The 17,255-nt window shown below is 71.1% G+C and carries 14 protein-coding genes and 1 pseudogene; 8 read left to right on the top strand and 7 right to left on the bottom strand.

Translation table 11 applies throughout. The features are described from left to right. Positions 1-224 precede the first annotated feature (224 nt). The 5 genes from ACFWWR_RS21230 (at position 225) to ACFWWR_RS21210 (ending at position 6,991) form a co-directional block, all read left to right on the top strand. A complete protein-coding gene (locus tag ACFWWR_RS21230; protein WP_383865146.1) occupies positions 225-1,661 on the top strand; it encodes a hypothetical protein in 1,437 nt (478 codons plus the stop codon). A gap of 184 nt (positions 1,662-1,845) precedes the next feature. Further along, entirely contained in the window at positions 1,846-3,291 is a 1,446-nt protein-coding gene (locus ACFWWR_RS21225) for an alkaline phosphatase PhoX (RefSeq protein WP_383865148.1), read from the top strand. A gap of 338 nt (positions 3,292-3,629) precedes the next feature. Next, complete coding sequence (locus ACFWWR_RS21220) at positions 3,630-5,213, top strand: TROVE domain-containing protein (protein ID WP_383865150.1); 1,584 nt, start codon at positions 3,630-3,632, stop codon at positions 5,211-5,213. 93 nt (positions 5,214-5,306) lie between these two features. Further along, positions 5,307-5,954: a GntR family transcriptional regulator gene (locus ACFWWR_RS21215; RefSeq protein WP_384304755.1), complete on the top strand. Its 648-nt coding sequence runs from the start codon at positions 5,307-5,309 to the stop codon at positions 5,952-5,954. Between the two features lie 20 nt (positions 5,955-5,974). Further along, positions 5,975-6,991, top strand: coding sequence for a 1-aminocyclopropane-1-carboxylate deaminase (locus ACFWWR_RS21210; protein WP_384304752.1), 1,017 nt, complete (start codon positions 5,975-5,977; stop codon positions 6,989-6,991). 115 nt (positions 6,992-7,106) lie between these two features. On the opposite strand, the gene ACFWWR_RS21205 is transcribed toward ACFWWR_RS21210, so the two are convergent. Then, the gene (locus tag ACFWWR_RS21205) at positions 7,107-7,403 is read right to left on the bottom strand and encodes a LuxR C-terminal-related transcriptional regulator (RefSeq protein WP_384304750.1); all 297 of its coding nucleotides are present in this window, start codon (positions 7,401-7,403) and stop codon (positions 7,107-7,109) included. 192 nt (positions 7,404-7,595) lie between these two features. Here ACFWWR_RS21205 and ACFWWR_RS21200 point away from each other — a divergent pair, with 192 nt between their 5' ends. The 3 genes and pseudogenes from ACFWWR_RS21200 to ACFWWR_RS21190 all read left to right on the top strand — a co-directional run bounded on the left by ACFWWR_RS21200 (position 7,596) and on the right by ACFWWR_RS21190 (position 9,258). Continuing rightward, the gene (locus tag ACFWWR_RS21200) at positions 7,596-7,718 is read left to right on the top strand and encodes a hypothetical protein (protein WP_384304747.1); all 123 of its coding nucleotides are present in this window, start codon (positions 7,596-7,598) and stop codon (positions 7,716-7,718) included. A gap of 12 nt (positions 7,719-7,730) precedes the next feature. Next, positions 7,731-8,646: pseudogene (locus tag ACFWWR_RS21195) on the top strand (DMT family transporter). Positions 8,647-8,685: 39 nt separating this feature from the next. Next, the gene (locus tag ACFWWR_RS21190) at positions 8,686-9,258 is read left to right on the top strand and encodes a TetR/AcrR family transcriptional regulator (RefSeq protein ID WP_384304744.1); all 573 of its coding nucleotides are present in this window, start codon (positions 8,686-8,688) and stop codon (positions 9,256-9,258) included. A gap of 48 nt (positions 9,259-9,306) precedes the next feature. On the opposite strand, the gene ACFWWR_RS21185 is transcribed toward ACFWWR_RS21190, so the two are convergent. The 6 genes from ACFWWR_RS21185 to ACFWWR_RS21160 all read right to left on the bottom strand — a co-directional run bounded on the left by ACFWWR_RS21185 (position 9,307) and on the right by ACFWWR_RS21160 (position 17,213). Then, the gene (locus ACFWWR_RS21185) at positions 9,307-10,524 is read right to left on the bottom strand and encodes a TerD family protein (protein ID WP_383865308.1); all 1,218 of its coding nucleotides are present in this window, start codon (positions 10,522-10,524) and stop codon (positions 9,307-9,309) included. A gap of 131 nt (positions 10,525-10,655) precedes the next feature. Beyond that, the gene (locus tag ACFWWR_RS21180; protein ID WP_384304741.1) at positions 10,656-12,926 is read right to left on the bottom strand and encodes a peptidoglycan recognition protein; all 2,271 of its coding nucleotides are present in this window, start codon (positions 12,924-12,926) and stop codon (positions 10,656-10,658) included. A 141-nt stretch (positions 12,927-13,067) separates the two neighbouring features. After that, positions 13,068-14,057: a zinc-dependent alcohol dehydrogenase family protein gene (locus tag ACFWWR_RS21175; protein WP_383865161.1), complete on the bottom strand. Its 990-nt coding sequence runs from the start codon at positions 14,055-14,057 to the stop codon at positions 13,068-13,070. Continuing rightward, complete coding sequence (locus ACFWWR_RS21170; protein ID WP_383865163.1) at positions 14,054-14,902, bottom strand: carbohydrate ABC transporter permease; 849 nt, start codon at positions 14,900-14,902, stop codon at positions 14,054-14,056. The genes ACFWWR_RS21175 and ACFWWR_RS21170 overlap by 4 nt, the downstream gene beginning before the upstream one ends. Then, positions 14,899-15,837 (bottom strand): carbohydrate ABC transporter permease, encoded by a 939-nt coding sequence (locus ACFWWR_RS21165; RefSeq protein ID WP_383865165.1) that lies wholly within the window; start codon positions 15,835-15,837, stop codon positions 14,899-14,901. The genes ACFWWR_RS21170 and ACFWWR_RS21165 overlap by 4 nt, the downstream gene beginning before the upstream one ends. Next, positions 15,834-17,213, bottom strand: a complete 1,380-nt coding sequence (locus ACFWWR_RS21160) for an ABC transporter substrate-binding protein (protein ID WP_383865167.1) — start codon at positions 17,211-17,213, stop codon at positions 15,834-15,836. Before ACFWWR_RS21160 ends, ACFWWR_RS21165 begins: the two co-directional genes overlap by 4 nt. Positions 17,214-17,255: the final 42 nt, after the last annotated feature.

The following is a 17,255-nucleotide window of genomic DNA, read 5'->3' as shown; positions in this document are numbered from 1 at the left end:
GGTGGGAGCCGCGACCTGTGGGGCGGTGGCGACGCGCGTAGAAAGTAGCGTGAACAGATGTCCACCTGGTTTCTACGCGCGTCAATCTCGTGCCTGGTCACGCCACTTGTCAAGGTTTCGGCCATGTACTGCCCCTGACCGGGAGATGAACCGGGTGGCATGGGTGGAAAGCGGTCTAGGCTGAGCGGCCGAGTGGTACGACACGCCCCTAGGAGAACGAGCCGATGTCAGACAGCTCCCCCCTGCCACCGGTGCGCCTGCACCCCGAAGCGGAGCTGGCGCGAGACGCCCTGTCCACGCCCCTGCTGTCACGGGCCGCGCGGCTCGCCCGCTGGGCCGGGCCCGAGACGCGGATCGACGCCGGGGGAGGGCTCGTCGACGAGCAGTTGCCCGCGGCGGCCGAGGCTCTCGGACTGAGCGGGGACGACGCGGCGGCGTACGCGAGCGAGGCCTGGCGGGTCGCCGTCGACACCGGGCTCGTCGAGGTCGTCGACGAGGAGGCCGGCACCGTCGCCGCCGGCCAGGACCTGGCCCTGCTCACCGGGGGCGCCCCGCACGACGTGCTCGGCGTGTGGCTGGCCGCGCTGGAGACCGTGCTCGCCGACGCGAGCGTGCCGGACCTGGACGACCTGGTCGGCGCGATGAGCCCCGAAGAAGGCGTCGGCGAGATCGACTTCTCCTCCCTGGACTGGGACCCGGAGGCCGAGGCCGAGTTCCTGGACGGCGTGCTCGGCAACCTCTACCTCCTCACCGCCGGCGAGGACGGGCCCGGCGAGGCCCCCGTGCCGCTGCCCGCGCTGGCCGCCTCGATGATCGTCCCCAGCGACATGAGCGAGCCCACCAACGACATGCTGGAGCAGGTCTCCGACGCGATGATGCGGCTCGACGACCAGTTCCGGCTGCTGGAGCCGGTGGGGCTCGTGGCGTACCGGCCCGTCGACGAGGCGCTGATGGCCGACACCGACGAGGAGCCCTCGTCGCCGGTCGACGACACCGACGTCTCCCGCTACGGCATGGTCCGGCTGACCCCGCTCGGCCTGTACGGCCTCAGGGCGCGGCTCCTGGAGGCCGGGTTCGAGGCGCCCGCGGTCGGCGACCTCGCGGACAAGGGCGCCGACGCGCTGCTCGACGGCACGGCCGGCTTCCCGCCGACGGCCGCCCAGGCCGAGACCGAGCAGTGGCTGGCCCGCCGCGAATCCCTCGCCGCGGCACGGGAGTTGCTGGCGGCGGCGCGGGGACTGGACACCGGGGCGCCGCTGCGGCGGCTGCGCTGCCAGCAGGCTCTGTCCCTGGTCGGCAACGAGGCCGAGCCCGCCCTGCGCGAAGTGCTCGACGACCCCGAGCTCGGCGGACTGGCGCGGGTCTGGCTGGCCGAACGCGGCGCCGACGACGTACCGGCACCGTCCGAGGAGCTGGTGTTCTGGCTGACCGTCGACACCCTCGCCGCCCAGCTCGCGGCCGAGGGCAACTCCGACGAGCTCAGGGGCCTCGTGGAGGGCCTGGCCCAGCAGCACAGCGGGTTCTTCACGGCCGCCTGGCGGGTCGACCACCCGGCGACGGCGGATGTGCTGGAGGCGATGGGGCGGCTGCACCCGGACAAGAGGATCGCGAAGCAGGCACGGAAGGCGGCGTTCAAGGCGCGGTCGCAGCAAGGGGGTTGAGCCGGCGCAGGCTTTGGGGGACCGCGAGGTCCCTTCGAGGTCTCCTGGGGCGGTGTGCACGCATTCACGCAACAGGGCCCGGTGACGTCGCCCGGTGTTCAACCGGCGTTCAGGCATGGGCGGGACGGTGACGCGGACCGAGGTCCGCCACCCTCCACGGCACACCCACCGCACAGGAGACACCATGTCGCTCACCCGCAGGGACTTCGCCAGATCATCCGCGATCACCGGTGCCGGTGTAGCGCTGGCGGGCAGCGTCGGCGCCCTCGCCACCGCTCCGAACGCCCTCGCGTCCACGGAGACCGAGAGCACGCAGGGGGCGGCGGACATCCACGGCGGTGTCGGTTACGGACCGCTGCTCCCCGACCCGAAGGGCATCCTCGCGCTGCCCGCCGGGTTCACCTACCGGATCCTCACCTACAGCGGGAAGACCAAGCTGGAGTCGGGCGAGTTCACGCCGTCCAACCACGACGGCACGGCCACCTTCGACGGCCCGCGCGGCACCACCCTCCTCGTCAACAACCACGAGCTGAAGGGCCCGCGCGCCAACTGGCCGCACCCCGTGCCGCTCGCCGAGGGCCTGGTCTACGACCCGGCCGCGTCCGGCGGCTGCACGGTCGTCGAGGTCCGCCCCGACGGTCGGGTCGCCGAATGGGTCGGCATCGCCGGCACCTCCACCAACTGCGCGGGCGGCAGCACCCCTTGGGGCACCTGGCTCACCTGCGAGGAGAACTCCGACCGGGCCGGCACCAACGGCATGACCAAGGACCACGGCTACGTCTTCGAGGTCGACCCGATCGACCGGCGCGCCAACAAGAACCCCAAGCCCCTGAAGTTCTTCGGCCGTTACGACCACGAGGCCGTCGTCATCGACCCCAGGCGCGGCCACGCCTACCTCACCGAGGACGCCGCGAGCCCCAACGGTCTGCTCTTCCGCTGGACCCCGCCCCAGGGCTTCGAGCACGGCCGCGGGAAGTTCCGCACCCTCGCCGACGACGCCGGTGTCCTCCAGGCGCCCAGGTGCTACGACTCGGGCGGCACGTTCGTCGACGACCTGTCCCGCGCCACGAAGATCGGCACGGTGTACGGCGTCGACTGGGTCGACGTACCCGACCGTGACGGCAAGACCGTCGCCGTGCGCAAGCAGTTCGCCGCCGGTGACATCACCCGCGCCCGCAAGCTGGAGGGCATGTGGTGGGCCGACGGCGGCGCCTACGTCGTCTCCTCCTACGCCCGCGCGGAGAGCCCCGTCCAGCACGACGGCCAGGTCTGGTTCTACGACCCCAAGCGTCGCACCCTGACACTGAAGGTCCTCCTCGGCGTGAACCCGGACCCCTCCAAGGACGGCGCCTTCGACGGCCCCGACAACATCACCGTCTCCCCGTACGGCGGCCTCGTCCTCGCCGAGGACGGCGAAGGCGTCTCGCACCTCTTCGGCGCGACGGACCGCGGCCGCACCTACCCCATCGCCCGCAACGACCTGAACGTCGGCACCGAAGAGGAGCCGGAATTCAGCGAGTTCGCCGGCGTCACCTTCTCGCCCGACGGCAGGACGCTGTTCGCCAACATCCAGACCCCGGGAATCCTGCTCGCCATCACCGGGCCCTGGAAGCGCCAGAAGCGCGGGTGATTAATTCGGTCGCCCCTCCCGAGTTGCGCCTCCTACAGTGAGATCACAACGTCACGCACCTCCCGGTGCGATGGCGGCGGCTACTTCTCTTCCAAAGAATCCAACGCCGCAGCCGACTTGATCTCGGGAGGCGCAGCTCATGGTGGGTGCCCGGTGCGCAGGCAACGGTTACTTCAGCACACGGTATGTTGCGGGTTCGAATCCCGTCATCGACCTCGGGTCGATGTGGCGGAAATGGAAGACGCGCCGAGTTACGTACCGTCGTCGACTTTGATCTCGGGCATCCACCTTTTGCTGTGCCTTCCTCCGGAACACCAAGGAATTCGGGGGAATTCACCATGGCACGCTTCAACACCAAGGGCACCAAGGCGCAGCCCACCTCGCGCGTCACCTCGACGGGCCGGGTACTCCGTACCTTCGAGGGCGGCCGAGGCCGCGAGCGCGACGCCCGCTCCGAACTCTTCCTGCTCGCCGTCTCCCACTTCGTGTCGCAGCAGACCTTCTACGAGACCGGCGCCGCCCGCGACGACCGCTTCGCGCGTCTCCTCGGCGAGCTCGCCGTCACCGATCCGGCGTGGACCGCCGGCCTGCTCGGCTGGCTGCGCGGCGAGGGCAACCTCCGCACGGCGGCGGTCGTGGGCGCCGCCGAGTACGTGAAGGCACGCCTGGACGCGGGCGTGACCGAGGGCCCGTCCAACCGGCAGGTCGTCGACTCCGTGCTGCAGCGGCCCGACGAGCCCGGTGAGCTGCTCGCGTACTGGACCGCCACGTACGGTCGCAACGTCCCCAAGCCGGTCAAGCGCGGTATCGCCGACGCCGTACGACGTCTCTACAGCGGCAAGTCGCTGCTGAAGTACGACACCGCCTCCAAGGGCTACCGCTTCGGCGACATCCTCAACCTCGTGCACGCGGCCCCGGACCCGGGCAAGTCGTGGCAGGGCGAGCTGTTCCAGTACGCCCTCGACCGCCGGCACCACCCGGACACCGCCGTGCCACCCGCGTCCGACCGTGTCCTGACCGCCCACCGCGAGCTGATGGCGCTGCCGGTCGAGGAGCGACGCGCGGTCGCCACCTCGGACGGCGGTGCCGAACGGCTCGCGGCGGCCGGGATGACGTGGGAGGCGCTGGCGGGCTGGCTGCAGGGGCCGATGGACAAGGCTGCCTGGGAGGCCGTGATTCCCTCGATGGGCGCGATGGCCCTCGTACGGAACCTGCGGAACTTCGACCAGGCCGGCGTGTCCGACGAGGTGGCGGCCCGGGTGGCCGCGCGCATCAGTGACCCGGCCGAGGTGGCGCGCTCGCGGCAGTTCCCGTTCCGGTACCTCGCCGCGTACCAGCACGCGCCGTCGCTGCGCTGGTCGTACCCGCTGGAGCAGGCGCTCGGCCACTCGCTGGCCCGGGTGCCCGCGCTGCCCGGGCGGACACTGATCCTCGTCGACCGTTCGGGCTCGATGTTCTACTCGCGGCTGTCGGACCGTTCGGAGCTCACCCGGGCCGACGCGGCGGCGATCTTCGGTACGGCGCTCGCGCTGCGGGCGGCGGACGCGGATCTCGTCGAGTTCGGCACGAGCAGCAACGAGGTGCCGTTCCGTACGGGCGAGTCGGTGCTGAAGGTCCTCGGCCGCTTCGGCGACCTGGGCGGCACCGACACCACGGCTGCGGTGCGCCGGCACTACCGGAAGCACCACCGGGTGCTGATCGTCACCGACGAGCAGTACGCCTTCAGCCACTACGGCGATCCGACCGAGCAGGTCCCGGCCGACGTGCCGGTCTACACCTGGAACCTGGCCGGGTACCGGGCGGGCCACGGCCCGTCGGGCAAGGCGAACCGGCACACCTTCGGCGGCCTCTCGGACGCGGCTTTCCGCATGGTGCCGCTGCTCGAGGCGGCTCGGGACGCGGACTGGCCCTGGGCTGCCTGACGCTCCCTCGCGAAGGGGCCCGCACTTCGGTGCGGGCCCCTCTTCTTTGTGGCCTCTTGCCGCACCGATGGTTGACATCTAACATTTCAGTTTGTGGAAGCCATTCGACCCGTGCCGCGCACCCTGCTCAGGGACCGCGCCTACGAAGCCATCAGGGACGCCATCGTCGCCGGGGAGATCGAACCCGGCGCGGTGGTGCGGGACGCCGACCTCGCCGACCGGCTCGGGTTGTCCCGGGCGCCGGTGCGGGAGGCGTTCTCGCGGCTGGTCGACGAGGGTCTGCTGGAGAGCAAGCCGCAGAGCTACACCCGGGTGACCCCGGTGGTGGCCGCCGACGTACGGGATGCCGCCGCCGTGGTCGGCGCCATGCACGAGCTGGTCACGCGGGTCGCCGTGCCCCGGCTGTTCGCCGCGGACGTCGAGGCGATGCGCGCGGCCAACGAGCGGTTCGCGGCCGCCGTCCGCGCCGGTGACGTGGACACCGCCCTGCGCGCCGACGACGAACTGCACGACGTCCTCGTCCGCGTCAGCGGCAATCGGGCGGCCGCCGCCACCGCGGCCCGCTACACCCCCCTCATCCGCCGCCTGGAGCGACGACGCTTCGGCGAGGGCGGCAACTGCCGTTCGGCCGGTCTGCACGACCGGCTGATCGAGTCCTGTGCGGCCTCGGACGTGGACGAAGCGGTCCGTGTCACCGCGGAGATCTGGCGAGGCCTGGCCGAACTCGCCGACAGCGACTGATCCCGACCCCGGGAGGACCCATGTCCCTTTCTTCCTACGACCGCTACCCCCTGCTCTTCGGGCCGTCCCCCGTGCACCCCCTGGAGCGGCTCACGGCACACCTCGGCGGCGCCGCCCTGTGGGCCAAGCGGGAGGACTGCAACTCCGGTGTCGCGTACGGCGGCAACAAGACGCGCAAACTGGAGTACCTGATCGCCGACGCACTCGCGAAGGGGTGCGACACCCTCGTCTCCATCGGCGGGGTGCAGTCCAACCACACCCGTCAGGTCGCCGCCTGCGCCGCCCGCGCCGGGCTCAAGTGCGTTCTCGTGCAGGAGAGTTGGGTCGAGTGGCCCGACTCCGTGTACGACAAGGTCGGCAACATCCTGATCAGCCGGCTGGCCGGAGCCGACGTACGACTGGTGAAGGCCGGCTTCGGGATCGGGTTCAAGGAGAGCTGGGAGGAGGCGCTCAGGGAGGTCGAGGAGGCCGGCGGCAAGCCGTACGCCATTCCGGCCGGCGCCTCCGACCACCCGTACGGCGGCCTGGGCTTCGCCGGCTGGGCGTACGAAGTCGCCGAGCAGGAGCGGGAGTCGGGCGTCTTCTTCGACACCGTCGTGGTGTGCTCGGTGACCGGGTCCACCCAGGCCGGCATGGTCGCCGGGTTCCGGGCGCTGGAGGAGGCGGGTGGGCGGCCGCGGCGCGTGATCGGCGTCGACGCGTCGGCGGCGCCCGTCCGCACCCGGGAGCAGATCGCCCGGATCGCCCACAACACCGGGCGACTCATCGGTGTACAGGCGGAGTTGACGGAAGCGGACGTGGAGCTGGACGACCGCTATCACGCGGGCACGTACGGAATCCCCGACGAGATGACGCTGGACGCGATGCGGCTCGCGGCCCGCACCGAGGGGATGGTCACCGACCCCGTGTACGAGGGGAAGTCGATGGCCGGGATGGTGGACCTGGTGGCGCGCGGGGAGATCGCCCGGGACTCCACCGTGCTCTACGCGCACCTCGGCGGGCAGCCCGCGCTGAACGCGTACAGCGCGCTGTTCTAGCCGTACCACCCCGGCGGCTTGGTCGAGTTCGTGCTCCGGCACCGTCCGCGTCCGAGGTGACACGTGACGGCAGAGCCCCTTCGCGCACCGCGGGAAGGGGCTCTCGCGTCCCGCGCTACGCGGCCTGTCGCTCACCGGACCGCAGGCGTCGGCCGAGCACGTAGCCGGCCTGGAGGCGGGTCCTGGCGCCGAGGGCGTCCATGAGGTCCGCGATGCGCCGCTGGCAGGTGCGCAGGGAGATGTCGAGGCGGCGGGCGATCACCTTGTCCTCGAGGCCGTTCAGCAGCATGCGCAGAATGGATTCGTCGATCAGGGCGGAGGCAGAGCGTGCGCCGGCGTGGTCGTAGCGGCCGTCGAAGGGCCGTGCCTCACTCCACGCCCCGGTGAGCGTGTGCCACGGCGTCGCCACCACGGACGGTTCGCGTACCACGCTGAGGCCGGGCCCACGGCGACCGCCTGGCGAAGACGATCCGCGCGACCGCCGAGGCCGCGCTGACCTGGTACAAGGTCCCCGAGGACGTCGAGTTCGTCGAGGCACTGCCGCGCAACAGCACAGGAAAGATCCTCCGCCGCGTCCTGCGCGGAGGGAACACGGAGGTGCCCGATGGCCCAGAGTGAGACGTCAACCCCTGCCGCCCCGGCGGCCCCTGTCGCGGCGAGCCCGCCCGCCGTCGCGAAGATCCCCGTCTCCGCGACGGTCGCCGCGGTGCTCACCATGGTCCTGTAAGCCTCGGCGTTCGTGGCGATCCGGCACATCGGCGAGAGCGTGCGCCCCGGCCCGCTCGCCCTGGGCCGCCTGCTCGTGGGCGCCGTCCTGCTGCTCGCCCTGGTGGCGGTCCGGCGCGAAGGCCTGCCGGCGCGCGCCGCGTGGCCCGGGATCGCCGGCATGGGCGTCTTCTGGTTCGGGCTGTACATGGTGGCGCTCAACTGGGGTGAGCAGCACACGGACGCCGGAACGGCCGCCCTCCTCGTCGGCAGCGGCCCGCTCGTGGTGGCGCTGCTCGCCGGGTTCCTGCTGAAGGAGGGCTTCCCGCGTCCGCTGCTCGCCGGTCTCGCGGTGGCCTTCGTCGGTGCGGCGCTGGCCGGGGCGTCCAGCGGCGGCGGCGACACCGCCGTCATCGGCGTACTGCTCTGCCTGGCCGCGTCGGCGGGACACGCGGTGGGCGTGATCTTCCAGAAGCCCGCGCTGGGTCATGCCTCGCCGTTGCAGGTCACCGCCTACGCCGGCGCGATCGGTGCCGTCGCCTGTCTGCCCTTCGCGGGTCAGCTCGTCGACGACCTCGGGGACGCCTCGGCCGGGACCTGGGCGGGAGTGCTGTACCTGGGAGTCCTTCCGACCGCGCTGGCCTTCTGGACCTGGTCGTACGCCCTGTCGCACATGCCGGCGGGCCCGTCTGGGAGCGGTGACGTACATCGTCCCGGCCATCACCGTGGTGCTGGCCTGGCCCACGCTGGGCGAGTTTCCGTCGGCACTGGCGTTGGCCGGAGGTGCGTTGTGCCTTGCCGGCGTGGGCATTTCGCGGCGCACACAGCGCAGCACCACCCCGGCGGCCGACGCCCGGAGCCGGCGTCGGCCCGGGACTGACACGGTCGGCACGTCGTCACAAGGGCCCGTCCGGCATGACCGCCGGACGGGCCCTCGTGCTTGCTCGTAAGATACGGGGAGAGCCCCCGGTTTTGCGAGGAGGTGCTGGATGACGCGGGTCAGACCCATGCGCGCGGATGCCCGTCGCAACTACGAGCGGTTGCTCGAGGTGGCGGCCCAGGCCTTCGCCGAGCACGGGGAGGGTGCCTCGCTCGACGACATCGCCAAGCGGGCGGGGGTCGGATCCGGCACGCTGTACCGGCACTTCCCGACGCGTCAGGCGTTGCTGGAGGCGGCCTACGTCGACCGCGTCGAGGCGATCGCCGCGCGCGCGGACGAGTTCGCCGCGCAACTGCCGCCGGGTGAGGCGCTGGTGGAGTGGCTGAACGAGCTCGGTGCCGGGATGATCCAGGTCCGCGGGCTGAAGGCGTTGCTCGGCTCGGCCGTCACGGACGGGAGCCCGGTCGCGGTCACGCTGTGCGCCGGCGCGATGACGTCGGCGGCGACGCGGCTGGTGGAGGCGGCACAGCGGGAGGGCACCCTGCGGCCGGACGTCGAGCCGATCGAGGTGCTGCGGCTCGCGCACGGGGTGGCCACGGCGTCGGAGCTGGCGGACGGCGAGGGCAAGGCGATCCGGCGGTACCTGGCGCTGCTGACCGAGGGACTGCGGCCGGGGACGTGAGGCGGCGGGCGCCCCGACGAGGGGGCGCCCCCGAAGCCGGACCGGAGACTACAGCGACTGTGCGCCCGGCTTCACCATGTTCCGGACCGTGCGGGCCTTCACGAAGTCGCCCATCGCCGTCATCTCCCACTCGCCGGAGAACTGCTTGATCAGCTTGGCCATGAGCACGCCGGTCTGCGCCTCGGCGCCGGTGAGGTCGAAGCGGACGAGCTCCTCGCCGCTCGCGGCGTCCAGGAGGCGGCAGTACGCCTTGGCGACCTCGGTGAACTTCTGGCCGGAGAAGGAGTTGACGGTGAAGACCAGACCCGTGACCTCCTGCGGGAGCCGGCCGAGGTCGACGACGATCACCTCGTCGTCGCCGCCGCCCTCACCGGTGAGGTTGTCGCCGGAGTGCTTGATCGCGCCGCCCACGATGGACAGCTTGCCGAAGTAGCAGCTGTCGATGTGGTTGCGCTGCGGGCCGTAGGCGATGACCGAGGCGTCCAGGTCGATGTCCTTGCCGCGGAACGCCGGCTCCCAGCCGAGGCCCATCTTGACCTGGGACAGCAGCGGCCGGCCGCCCTTGACCAGGGAGACGGTCTGGTTCTTCTGGAGGCTGACCCGGCCCTTGTCGAGGTTGATCTTCCCGGTGCCGGGGGCGGCGGCGGGCGGGGCCGGGGGAGCGGCCGGCGGCGGGGGCGTGCTGACGCGCGGGTCCAGCGGCGGGGCCGGCGGGGTGACGGGCGTCTGCAGGGTCGGCGCCGGCGGGGCGACGGGCTGGGCCGGCGCGGCGGGCTCCTCGACCGAGACGCCGAAGTCGGTGGCGATGCCGGCCAGGCCGTTGGCGTAGCCCTGGCCGACCGCGCGGGCCTTCCAGGCGCCGTTGCGCAGATAGACCTCGACGATGACCAGGGCGGTCTCGGTGCCGAGCTGCGGGGGCGTGAACGTGGCCAGGACGCTGTTGTCGTCCGCGTTGCGGATGGTGGCCGTCGGCTCGATGCCCTGGAAGGTCTGGCCGGCCGCGTCCGGGCTGGCGGTGACGACGATCTTCTCGATGCCGGGGGGGACGGCGCTGGTGTCGACCACGATCGCGTCCGGGGCCGTACCGCCGCCCGAGCGGTAGGTCACGCCGGGCCCGGTGGCCTGGTTGTAGAAGATGAAGTCGTCGTCGGAGCGCACCTTGCCGTCGGCGGTGAGCAGCAGGCCCGATACGTCGAGCCGCACCGGAGCGGCGACGTCCACCGTCACGCGGGCGGCGGACAGAGGGATGTTCGAGCCGGGGGTCATAGCTGTCATGCCCCCTTGAACGAGCGAGGGCGTTTTACCGTTCCCTTACCCGAGGCCAATCGGGTCGGGTGCCCGTCACCCGGGGACCGGACCTGGCGAAGAGGCCTGCCCCCGGGTGACGGATCAGGGACCTACTTGAGGTACACGATGCCGTCCGTGGTGACGGTCGGGCGTCCCGAGGTGCCGACGACCACGATCTTGACGGTGTGCTTGGCGCTGCCGGCCCAGCTCTTGGTCCAGATCGCGTCGCGGTACTTCGTGCTCGCCGACTTCAGGTCGACGGTCGCCGTCTTCGTGCCGTCGACGTAGACGTACGCCTGGCCGGAGGTGGTGGCCCGGGACACCGTCCAGGCGACCGAGCGGCCGGTGAACGTCCACGTCAGTGAGGCGTTCTTCGAGGAGCTGGAGTACGACTTGCCGCCCAGGTAGCTGGTGGAGGACTTGCTCGTCCACGTGCCCGCCTTGACGGCCGAGGTCTCCTGGAGGATGACCGGCGTGCCGGAGACGGACGCCGTGGCGGTGTTGCCCGCCTGGTCGGAGGCGGTCATGGACCAGGCGGTCGCCACGCCGGACTTGGCCGTGTGGTTCGCGGTGGTCGCCGTCGGGCCGTACGTCGCGGCGACCGGCGCGGTCAGCCTGACCTGCTTCAGCGCGGCGGTGTCGGTGGCCTTCCAGCTCAGCTTCAGCGGAACGGCCGTGGTGTTCACCGTGCCGGCGCGCAGGGCGAGGTTCGGCTTGGTGGTGAACGTGGGGGCGGTCGTCTCCGCGACGACCGTGGCGGCCGTGGACGTGACGGTCTTGCCCGACTGGTGGGTGGCGCGCACCTGCACCTTGTGGGAGCCCACCGCCAGGGTGGCCTTCGCGGAGGTGGCGCTGCCCGCGGCCGTGGCCGCGGTCTTGCCGTCGACGAGCAGTTCGTACTTCGAGATCAGCGTCGACGGGGTGGTGGCCGCCCAGCCCACGGTGACGCCGGCCTTCGTGTAGTACGTCGTGCCGGAGACACCGCCGCTGACGGACTTGACCGTCAGGCCGGTGACGGGACCGGCCGCCCAGCCGCGGATGGTGGGCAGCTTGGCGTAGAGCGAGTCGCCGGGGCACTGGGTGTTGTAGCCGTCACGGTGACCGTGGACGGTCGGGAAGCTCAACTGCGCGCCCTGAGCCCAGGACTTGCGGAAGTAGTTGGTGCCGGCCGCACCCGCGGTGAGGGTCGTGGTGCCGTTGGGGTCGACGCCGTACTGGCCGAGCTTCCAGGCGGCGATCTTGGCGACCGAGACCATGGCGGCCTGGCTCGGCGCCACGTCCGTGTAGGTGCCGAGGACCGAGATGCCGGTGGTCTCGGAGTTGAAGCCGTAGGCGTGGGCGCCCATGACGGGCCGGTCGACGCCGCCCTTGCGGCCCTCGTAGACGGTGCCGCACTTGTCGACGAGGAAGTTGTAGCCGATGTCCTTCCACTGCAGGTCCAGGCTGGTGACGTGATACGTGTAGATGCCGCGTACGACGGCCGGGGCCTGGGCGCAGGTGTAGTCGTTGTTCTCGGCGGTGTGGTGGACCACCACCGCCTTGATCTTCCCGCCCGGGAGATAGCCCGGCTCCTCGGGGCTGATCGACTCGTCCGCGCCCCAGCCGGCCCGCGAGGTGATCGCGGGGCGGGGCGCGGTGGACGGCGGGGCAGGGGGCGCCGTGGCGCTCGGGCTCGCGGACGTGGACGTCGTCCCGGTCGGCGTCGGGGTGGTGCTCGTCGGGGCCGACGTCGTGGGAGCCGGTGTCGTCGGGGCCGGCGAATCGCTGGGCTCGGTGGTCGCGGTCGCGCTCGCCGTGGTGTCCGAAGCCGTGGGCTCGCTCGAGCCGGCCGTCGCCGTGGGGTCCTCGGTCGGGTCGGCGGCGAAGGCCGCCGGCTCCATCCCGCCCTTGGCGGTCTCCCCGGGGTCGATCATGTCCAGCCGCAGTCCGGCGGGGAGCTTGTCGGAGGTGCGTCCGTCCGCGGTGACCCGTACTTCCACGCCGTCGGAGGGCCCCACCCACGCCGGTTCGGTCCCGCCGCGCCGGGCCGTGCTCTCGTCCTGCCCGCTGTCGCCGTCCAGCCGCAGCCACTTGGACCACTGTCCGCCGTCGGTGGCCCGGGTGCGCGCCTCGATGCTGCCCGTGACCCGGGCCGAGGGGTCGGACCAGGTGATGCCGAGCATGCTGAACGGCTTGGTGTCCTGCTGCTTCAGAGCCGCGCGGGTGCCGCGCTCGGCCGTCGGCAGCGCGACCGTACGGGACTTGCTGGTGACCGGGCCCGGCTTGCCGTCGCCCTCCGTGCTGTCGGCGGACTCGCCGGGTCCTCCCTGAAGGACGAGTACTGCGGAGAGCCCGGCGACGGCCGTGGCGGCCGCGCCCCAGAGGTATCGAGGTCTACCCATAGTGGTCTTGTGCCGTCCTTCGTGAAGATGTGAGGCGAACGAGGTCGGTGAGGCGTGCAGCGCCCAAAGAGAAAGGGGCGCCGGGAGGGAGACTCCCGACGCCCCTGAAGGGTTGTGCGGCATCAACCGCACATCCGTTCCCTACGGCACCACCACGATCTTCCGGCCCACCCCCGCCGCGAACTGCTCCAGCGCCTGCGGGTACTGCTCCAGCGGGATGCGGTCGCTGATGAACACGTCCGGGTCGAGCACGCCGTTCGCGAACAGTTCGGCCGCCCGCTCGAAGCTGTGCAGTACCGCCATCGACCCGGTGATGGTGATCTCCTGGTTGTAGATGCGGTACGGGTCGATCGTCACGCGGGTCGCGTAGTCGGCGACGCCGAACTGCAGGAACGTACCGGCCTTGGCGACGCGCTCCAGTCCGTCCTGGATCGCCGCCGCGTTGCCCGTCGCGTCGACCACGACGTCCCAGCCCTGCGGCCGCTCCAACTCGTCCGCGTTCGCCGCCGACCCGGAGACGCCGAGCCGTCGCGCCGTCTCCAGCCGCGCCGGGTTCAGGTCCACCACGTCCACGCTCGCGGCCCCGGTGCGCTTGGCGAGCTCCAGCATCATCAGGCCCATCGTGCCGGAGCCGTAGATCAGGACGTGGGCGCCGAGGCGGGACTGGAGGACGTCGTAGCCGCGCACCGCGCACGACAGCGGCTCCACCAGTGCCGCGTCCTGCGTGCGGACGTGCTCGGGCAGTTTCACGCAGTTCGCGACCGGCGCCACGGCGTACTGCGCCGCGCCGCCCGCGGTGGTGACGCCGATCGCGGCCCACCGTTCGCAGAGGTTGTTGTGGCCCGTACGGCAGTACCGGCACTCGTAGCAGTAGAGCGAGGGGTCCACCGCGACCCGGTCGCCCACCGACACCTCCGTGACCTGGGTGCCGACTCCGACCACCTCGCCCGCGAACTCGTGCCCGGGCACGATCGGCAGCTTCGGCGCGAACTCGCCCTGCAGGATGTGCAGATCGGTCCCGCACAGCCCGCACGCGGCGACCTCGACGACGACCTCGCGCGGCCCGGGCGTCGGGTCCGGGACCTCGGCGACGACGGCACGGCCCACGGACTCGATGACGGCGGCCTTCATTTCACGGCTCCCAAGGACAGGCCCTGGACCAGTTTGTCCTGGGCGGCGAACCCCGCGGCGAGCACCGGCAGGGAGATCACGAGCGACGCGGCGCACACCTTCGCCAGGAACAGGCCCTGGCTGGTGATGAAGCCGGTCAGGAAGACGGGGGCGGTCTCGGCGACCACGCCGGTCAGCACGCGCGCGAACAGCAGCTCGTTCCAGCTGAAGATGAAGCAGATCAAGGCGGTTGCGGCGATTCCGGGGAGTGCGATGGGGGCCACCACGCGCGCGAGGATCGTCGGCAGCCGCGCCCCGTCCACCCGCGCCGCCTCGATGATCGCCACCGGGACCTCGGCCAGGAAGGACTGCATCATCCAGACCGCGATCGGCAGGTTCATGGAGGTGTAGAGGATGACCAGGAGCCAGATGTTGTCGAGCATCCCGGTGTTCTTGGCGAAGAGGTAGATCGGCAGCAGGCCCGCCACCACCGGCAGCATCTTCGTCGACAGGAAGAAGAACAGGACGTCCGTCCACTTCTTCACCGGACGGATCGACAGCGCGTACGCCGCCGGGAGGGCCAGCAGCAGGACGAACAGGGTCGACGCCACCGACGCCACCACCGAGTTGATCAGCGCCGGCCACGGGCTCGCGCCGCCGCCCGTGCCGAAGAACTCGCGGTAGCCGTCCAGGGTGAGGGCGGCGGTGAAGGACGGCGGGTTGGTGGCCGCGTCCTGCTCGGAGTGGAAGGAGGTCAGTGCCATCCACGCGACGGGGAGGAAGAAGACGATGCCGGCCAGCCAGGCCACCAGGCCCAGACCGGCACCCTTGCGGCGGACTCGTACGGTCGTGGTCGTGGCACTCATGCGCGCGACACCTCCTCGCGGAACAGCGACGACACCACGCGCAGGGCGAAGGTCGCGATGATGATCGAGCCGATGACCACCAGGACGCCCGCGGCCGAGGCGAGGCCGTTCTCGTGGGCCTGGTAGAAGCTCTGGTACACGGTGTAGGGGAGGTTGGCGGTGCCCAGGCCGCCGGACGTGATCGTGAAGACCGCGTCGAAGTTCTGGACGATGTAGATCGAGCCCAGCAGGGCGCCGAGTTCGAGATAGCGGCGCAGGTGCGGGAGGGTCAGGTGGCGGAAGATCTGCCAGTCGCTGGCACCGTCCACCCGCGCCGCTTCCATCTGCTGCTGGTCGCGGCTCTGCAGGCCGGCCAGCAGGATCAGCATCATGAACGGCGTCCACTGCCAGACCAGGGAGGCCTCGACCGCGAGCAGCGGGGTGTTGGAGATCCAGTCGGGCTGTGGACCGCCCACATAGTGCAACAACCCGTTGAACAGGCCGTATTCGGGGTTGTAGAGCACATGCTTCCAGAGCAGGGCGGCCGCGACCGGCACCACCAGGAAGGGCGCGATCAGCAGGGTCCGCACCACGCCCCGGCCCCGGAACCTGCGGTCCAGGAGCAGCGCCAGGACGAGTCCCAGGACCAGGCTGACCAGGACCACCGTGACCGTCAGCAGGACCGTCGTCCACATCGAGTGGCGCAGGTCGGCGTCGGTGAGCACCTGCCGGTAGTTGTCGAGGCCGGTGAAGCGGCGGGCCTTGGGATAGAGGGAGTTCCAGTCGAAGAAGGAGATGACCACCGTGGCCACGAACGGGAGTTGGGTCACGGCGATCATGAAGATCAGGGCCGGGAGCAGCGGGCCCCGGGTGGCCCAGGCGCGCAGGCGGTCGGAGGGCCGCCGCACGGTGTGTACAGGTGTGGTGGCTATCGGAGCCGTGGTTGTCGCGGTCATCGTCCCTCGTACTCCTCGGAGATCCGCTCGGCGATCTGCTGGGACTTCTTCAGGGCCGACTCGACGGACTGGCGTCCGGCGATGGCCGCGCTGATCTCCTGGGAGACCCTGGTGCCGAGGTCGGTGAACTCGGGGATGCCGACGAACTGGATGCCGGGCGCGGGGCGCGGCTGCACGCCGGGGTCGTTGGGGCGGGCGCCCTCGATGGCCTCCTTGGTCATCTCCTGGAAGGCGGCGGCCTCCTTGACGTAGGCGGGGTTCGTGTACGTCGACGCGCGCTTGCCGGCGGGCACGTTGGACCAGCCGATCTCGTCGCCGACCAGCTGCTCGTACTGCTTGCTGGACGCCCAGGAGACGAACTTCCAGGCCTTGTCGGCGTTCCGGGACGCGTCCTGGATGCCCCAGGCCCAGGTGTAGAGCCATCCGGCGGACTTCGTCCGTTCGACGGGGGCGGGGGCGTAGCCGAGCTTGCCCTTGACAGGGGAGTTCGACGCCTCCAGGGAACCGGCCGCGGAGGTGGCGTCGTACCACATGGCGACCTTGCCCTGGGTCATGTTGTTGAGACACTCGGCGAAGCCGGACTGGGCGGCGCCGGACTCGCCGTGCTCGCGGACCAGGTCGACATAGAACTTCACCGCCTTCTCGAACTCGGGGGAGTCGAGCCGCGCCTTCCAGTCCTTGTCGAACCAGGTGCCGCCGAAGGTGTTCACGACGGTCGTCAGCGGGGCCATCACCTCGCCCCAGCCGGGCAGCCCGCGCAGACAGATGCCGTTCATGCCCGGCTCGGCCCCGTCCACCTTCGCCGCCAGGTCGGCGACCTGGGTCCAGGTGGGGTGCGCGGGCATCGTCAGACCCTCCTTCTCGAAGACGTCCTTTCGGTACATCAGGAAGGACGACTCGCCGTAGAAGGGCTGGCCGTAGAGCTTGCCGTCGTCGCCGGTCAGTGACTGGCGCATGGGCCTCAGGACGTCCTGTTCGTCGTACGCCGGGTCCTTGGCGACGTAGGAGTTCATCTCGTGCAGCCAGCCGTTGCGGGCGTAGATCGGGATCTCGTAGTTGGACAGGGTGGCCACGTCGTACTGGCCGGCCTGGTTGGCGAAGTCCTGGCTGATCTTGTCGCGGACGTCGTTCTCGGGGAGGACGGTGAAGTTGACCTTGATGCCGGTTTCCTCGGTGAAGTGCGCGGCGGTGAGTTTCTGCAGCTCCACCATCTGCGGGTTGTTGACCATCAGTACGTTGACGGTGTTGGAGTTGCCGCCGGAACCGGACCCGCCTGCCCCGACCCAACAGCCGGAGAGCAGCGGGGCGAGCAGCGTCCCTGCGGCGGCCGCGGCGAGCGTGGCTCGCGAGGGCCGTCGTCGGCTCTGGGTTCGCATGGATCGCTCCTGGACGTTTCGGTAGATAAAGGGCACACCTGG

Origin of the sequence: Streptomyces sp. NPDC058678, from assembly GCF_042714835.1 — a bacterium.
Taxonomy (GTDB): Bacteria; Actinomycetota; Actinomycetes; order Streptomycetales; family Streptomycetaceae; genus Streptomyces.
Note: the sequence above shows the minus strand (reverse complement) of the source record. Positions and strands in the feature narration are given on the sequence as shown.

Excerpts from the sequence above, each read along its gene's own strand:
- ACFWWR_RS21160 (WP_383865167.1), bottom strand. The coding sequence starts at position 17,213 with ATGCGAACCCAGAGCCGACGACGGCCCTCGCGAGCCACGCTCGCCGCG.
- ACFWWR_RS21200 (WP_384304747.1), top strand. The coding sequence starts at position 7,596 with ATGGCCCAGAGTGAGACGTCAACCCCTGCCGCCCCGGCGGCCCCTGTC.
- ACFWWR_RS21165 (WP_383865165.1), bottom strand. The coding sequence starts at position 15,837 with ATGACCGCGACAACCACGGCTCCGATAGCCACCACACCTGTACACACC.
- ACFWWR_RS21180 (WP_384304741.1), bottom strand. The coding sequence starts at position 12,926 with ATGGGTAGACCTCGATACCTCTGGGGCGCGGCCGCCACGGCCGTCGCC.
- ACFWWR_RS21210 (WP_384304752.1), top strand. The coding sequence starts at position 5,975 with ATGTCCCTTTCTTCCTACGACCGCTACCCCCTGCTCTTCGGGCCGTCC.
- ACFWWR_RS21230 (WP_383865146.1), top strand. The coding sequence starts at position 225 with ATGTCAGACAGCTCCCCCCTGCCACCGGTGCGCCTGCACCCCGAAGCG.
- ACFWWR_RS21170 (WP_383865163.1), bottom strand. The coding sequence starts at position 14,902 with ATGAGTGCCACGACCACGACCGTACGAGTCCGCCGCAAGGGTGCCGGT.
- ACFWWR_RS21220 (WP_383865150.1), top strand. The coding sequence starts at position 3,630 with ATGGCACGCTTCAACACCAAGGGCACCAAGGCGCAGCCCACCTCGCGC.
- ACFWWR_RS21225 (WP_383865148.1), top strand. The coding sequence starts at position 1,846 with ATGTCGCTCACCCGCAGGGACTTCGCCAGATCATCCGCGATCACCGGT.
- ACFWWR_RS21185 (WP_383865308.1), bottom strand. The coding sequence starts at position 10,524 with ATGACCCCCGGCTCGAACATCCCTCTGTCCGCCGCCCGCGTGACGGTG.
- ACFWWR_RS21175 (WP_383865161.1), bottom strand. The coding sequence starts at position 14,057 with ATGAAGGCCGCCGTCATCGAGTCCGTGGGCCGTGCCGTCGTCGCCGAG.
- ACFWWR_RS21190 (WP_384304744.1), top strand. The coding sequence starts at position 8,686 with ATGACGCGGGTCAGACCCATGCGCGCGGATGCCCGTCGCAACTACGAG.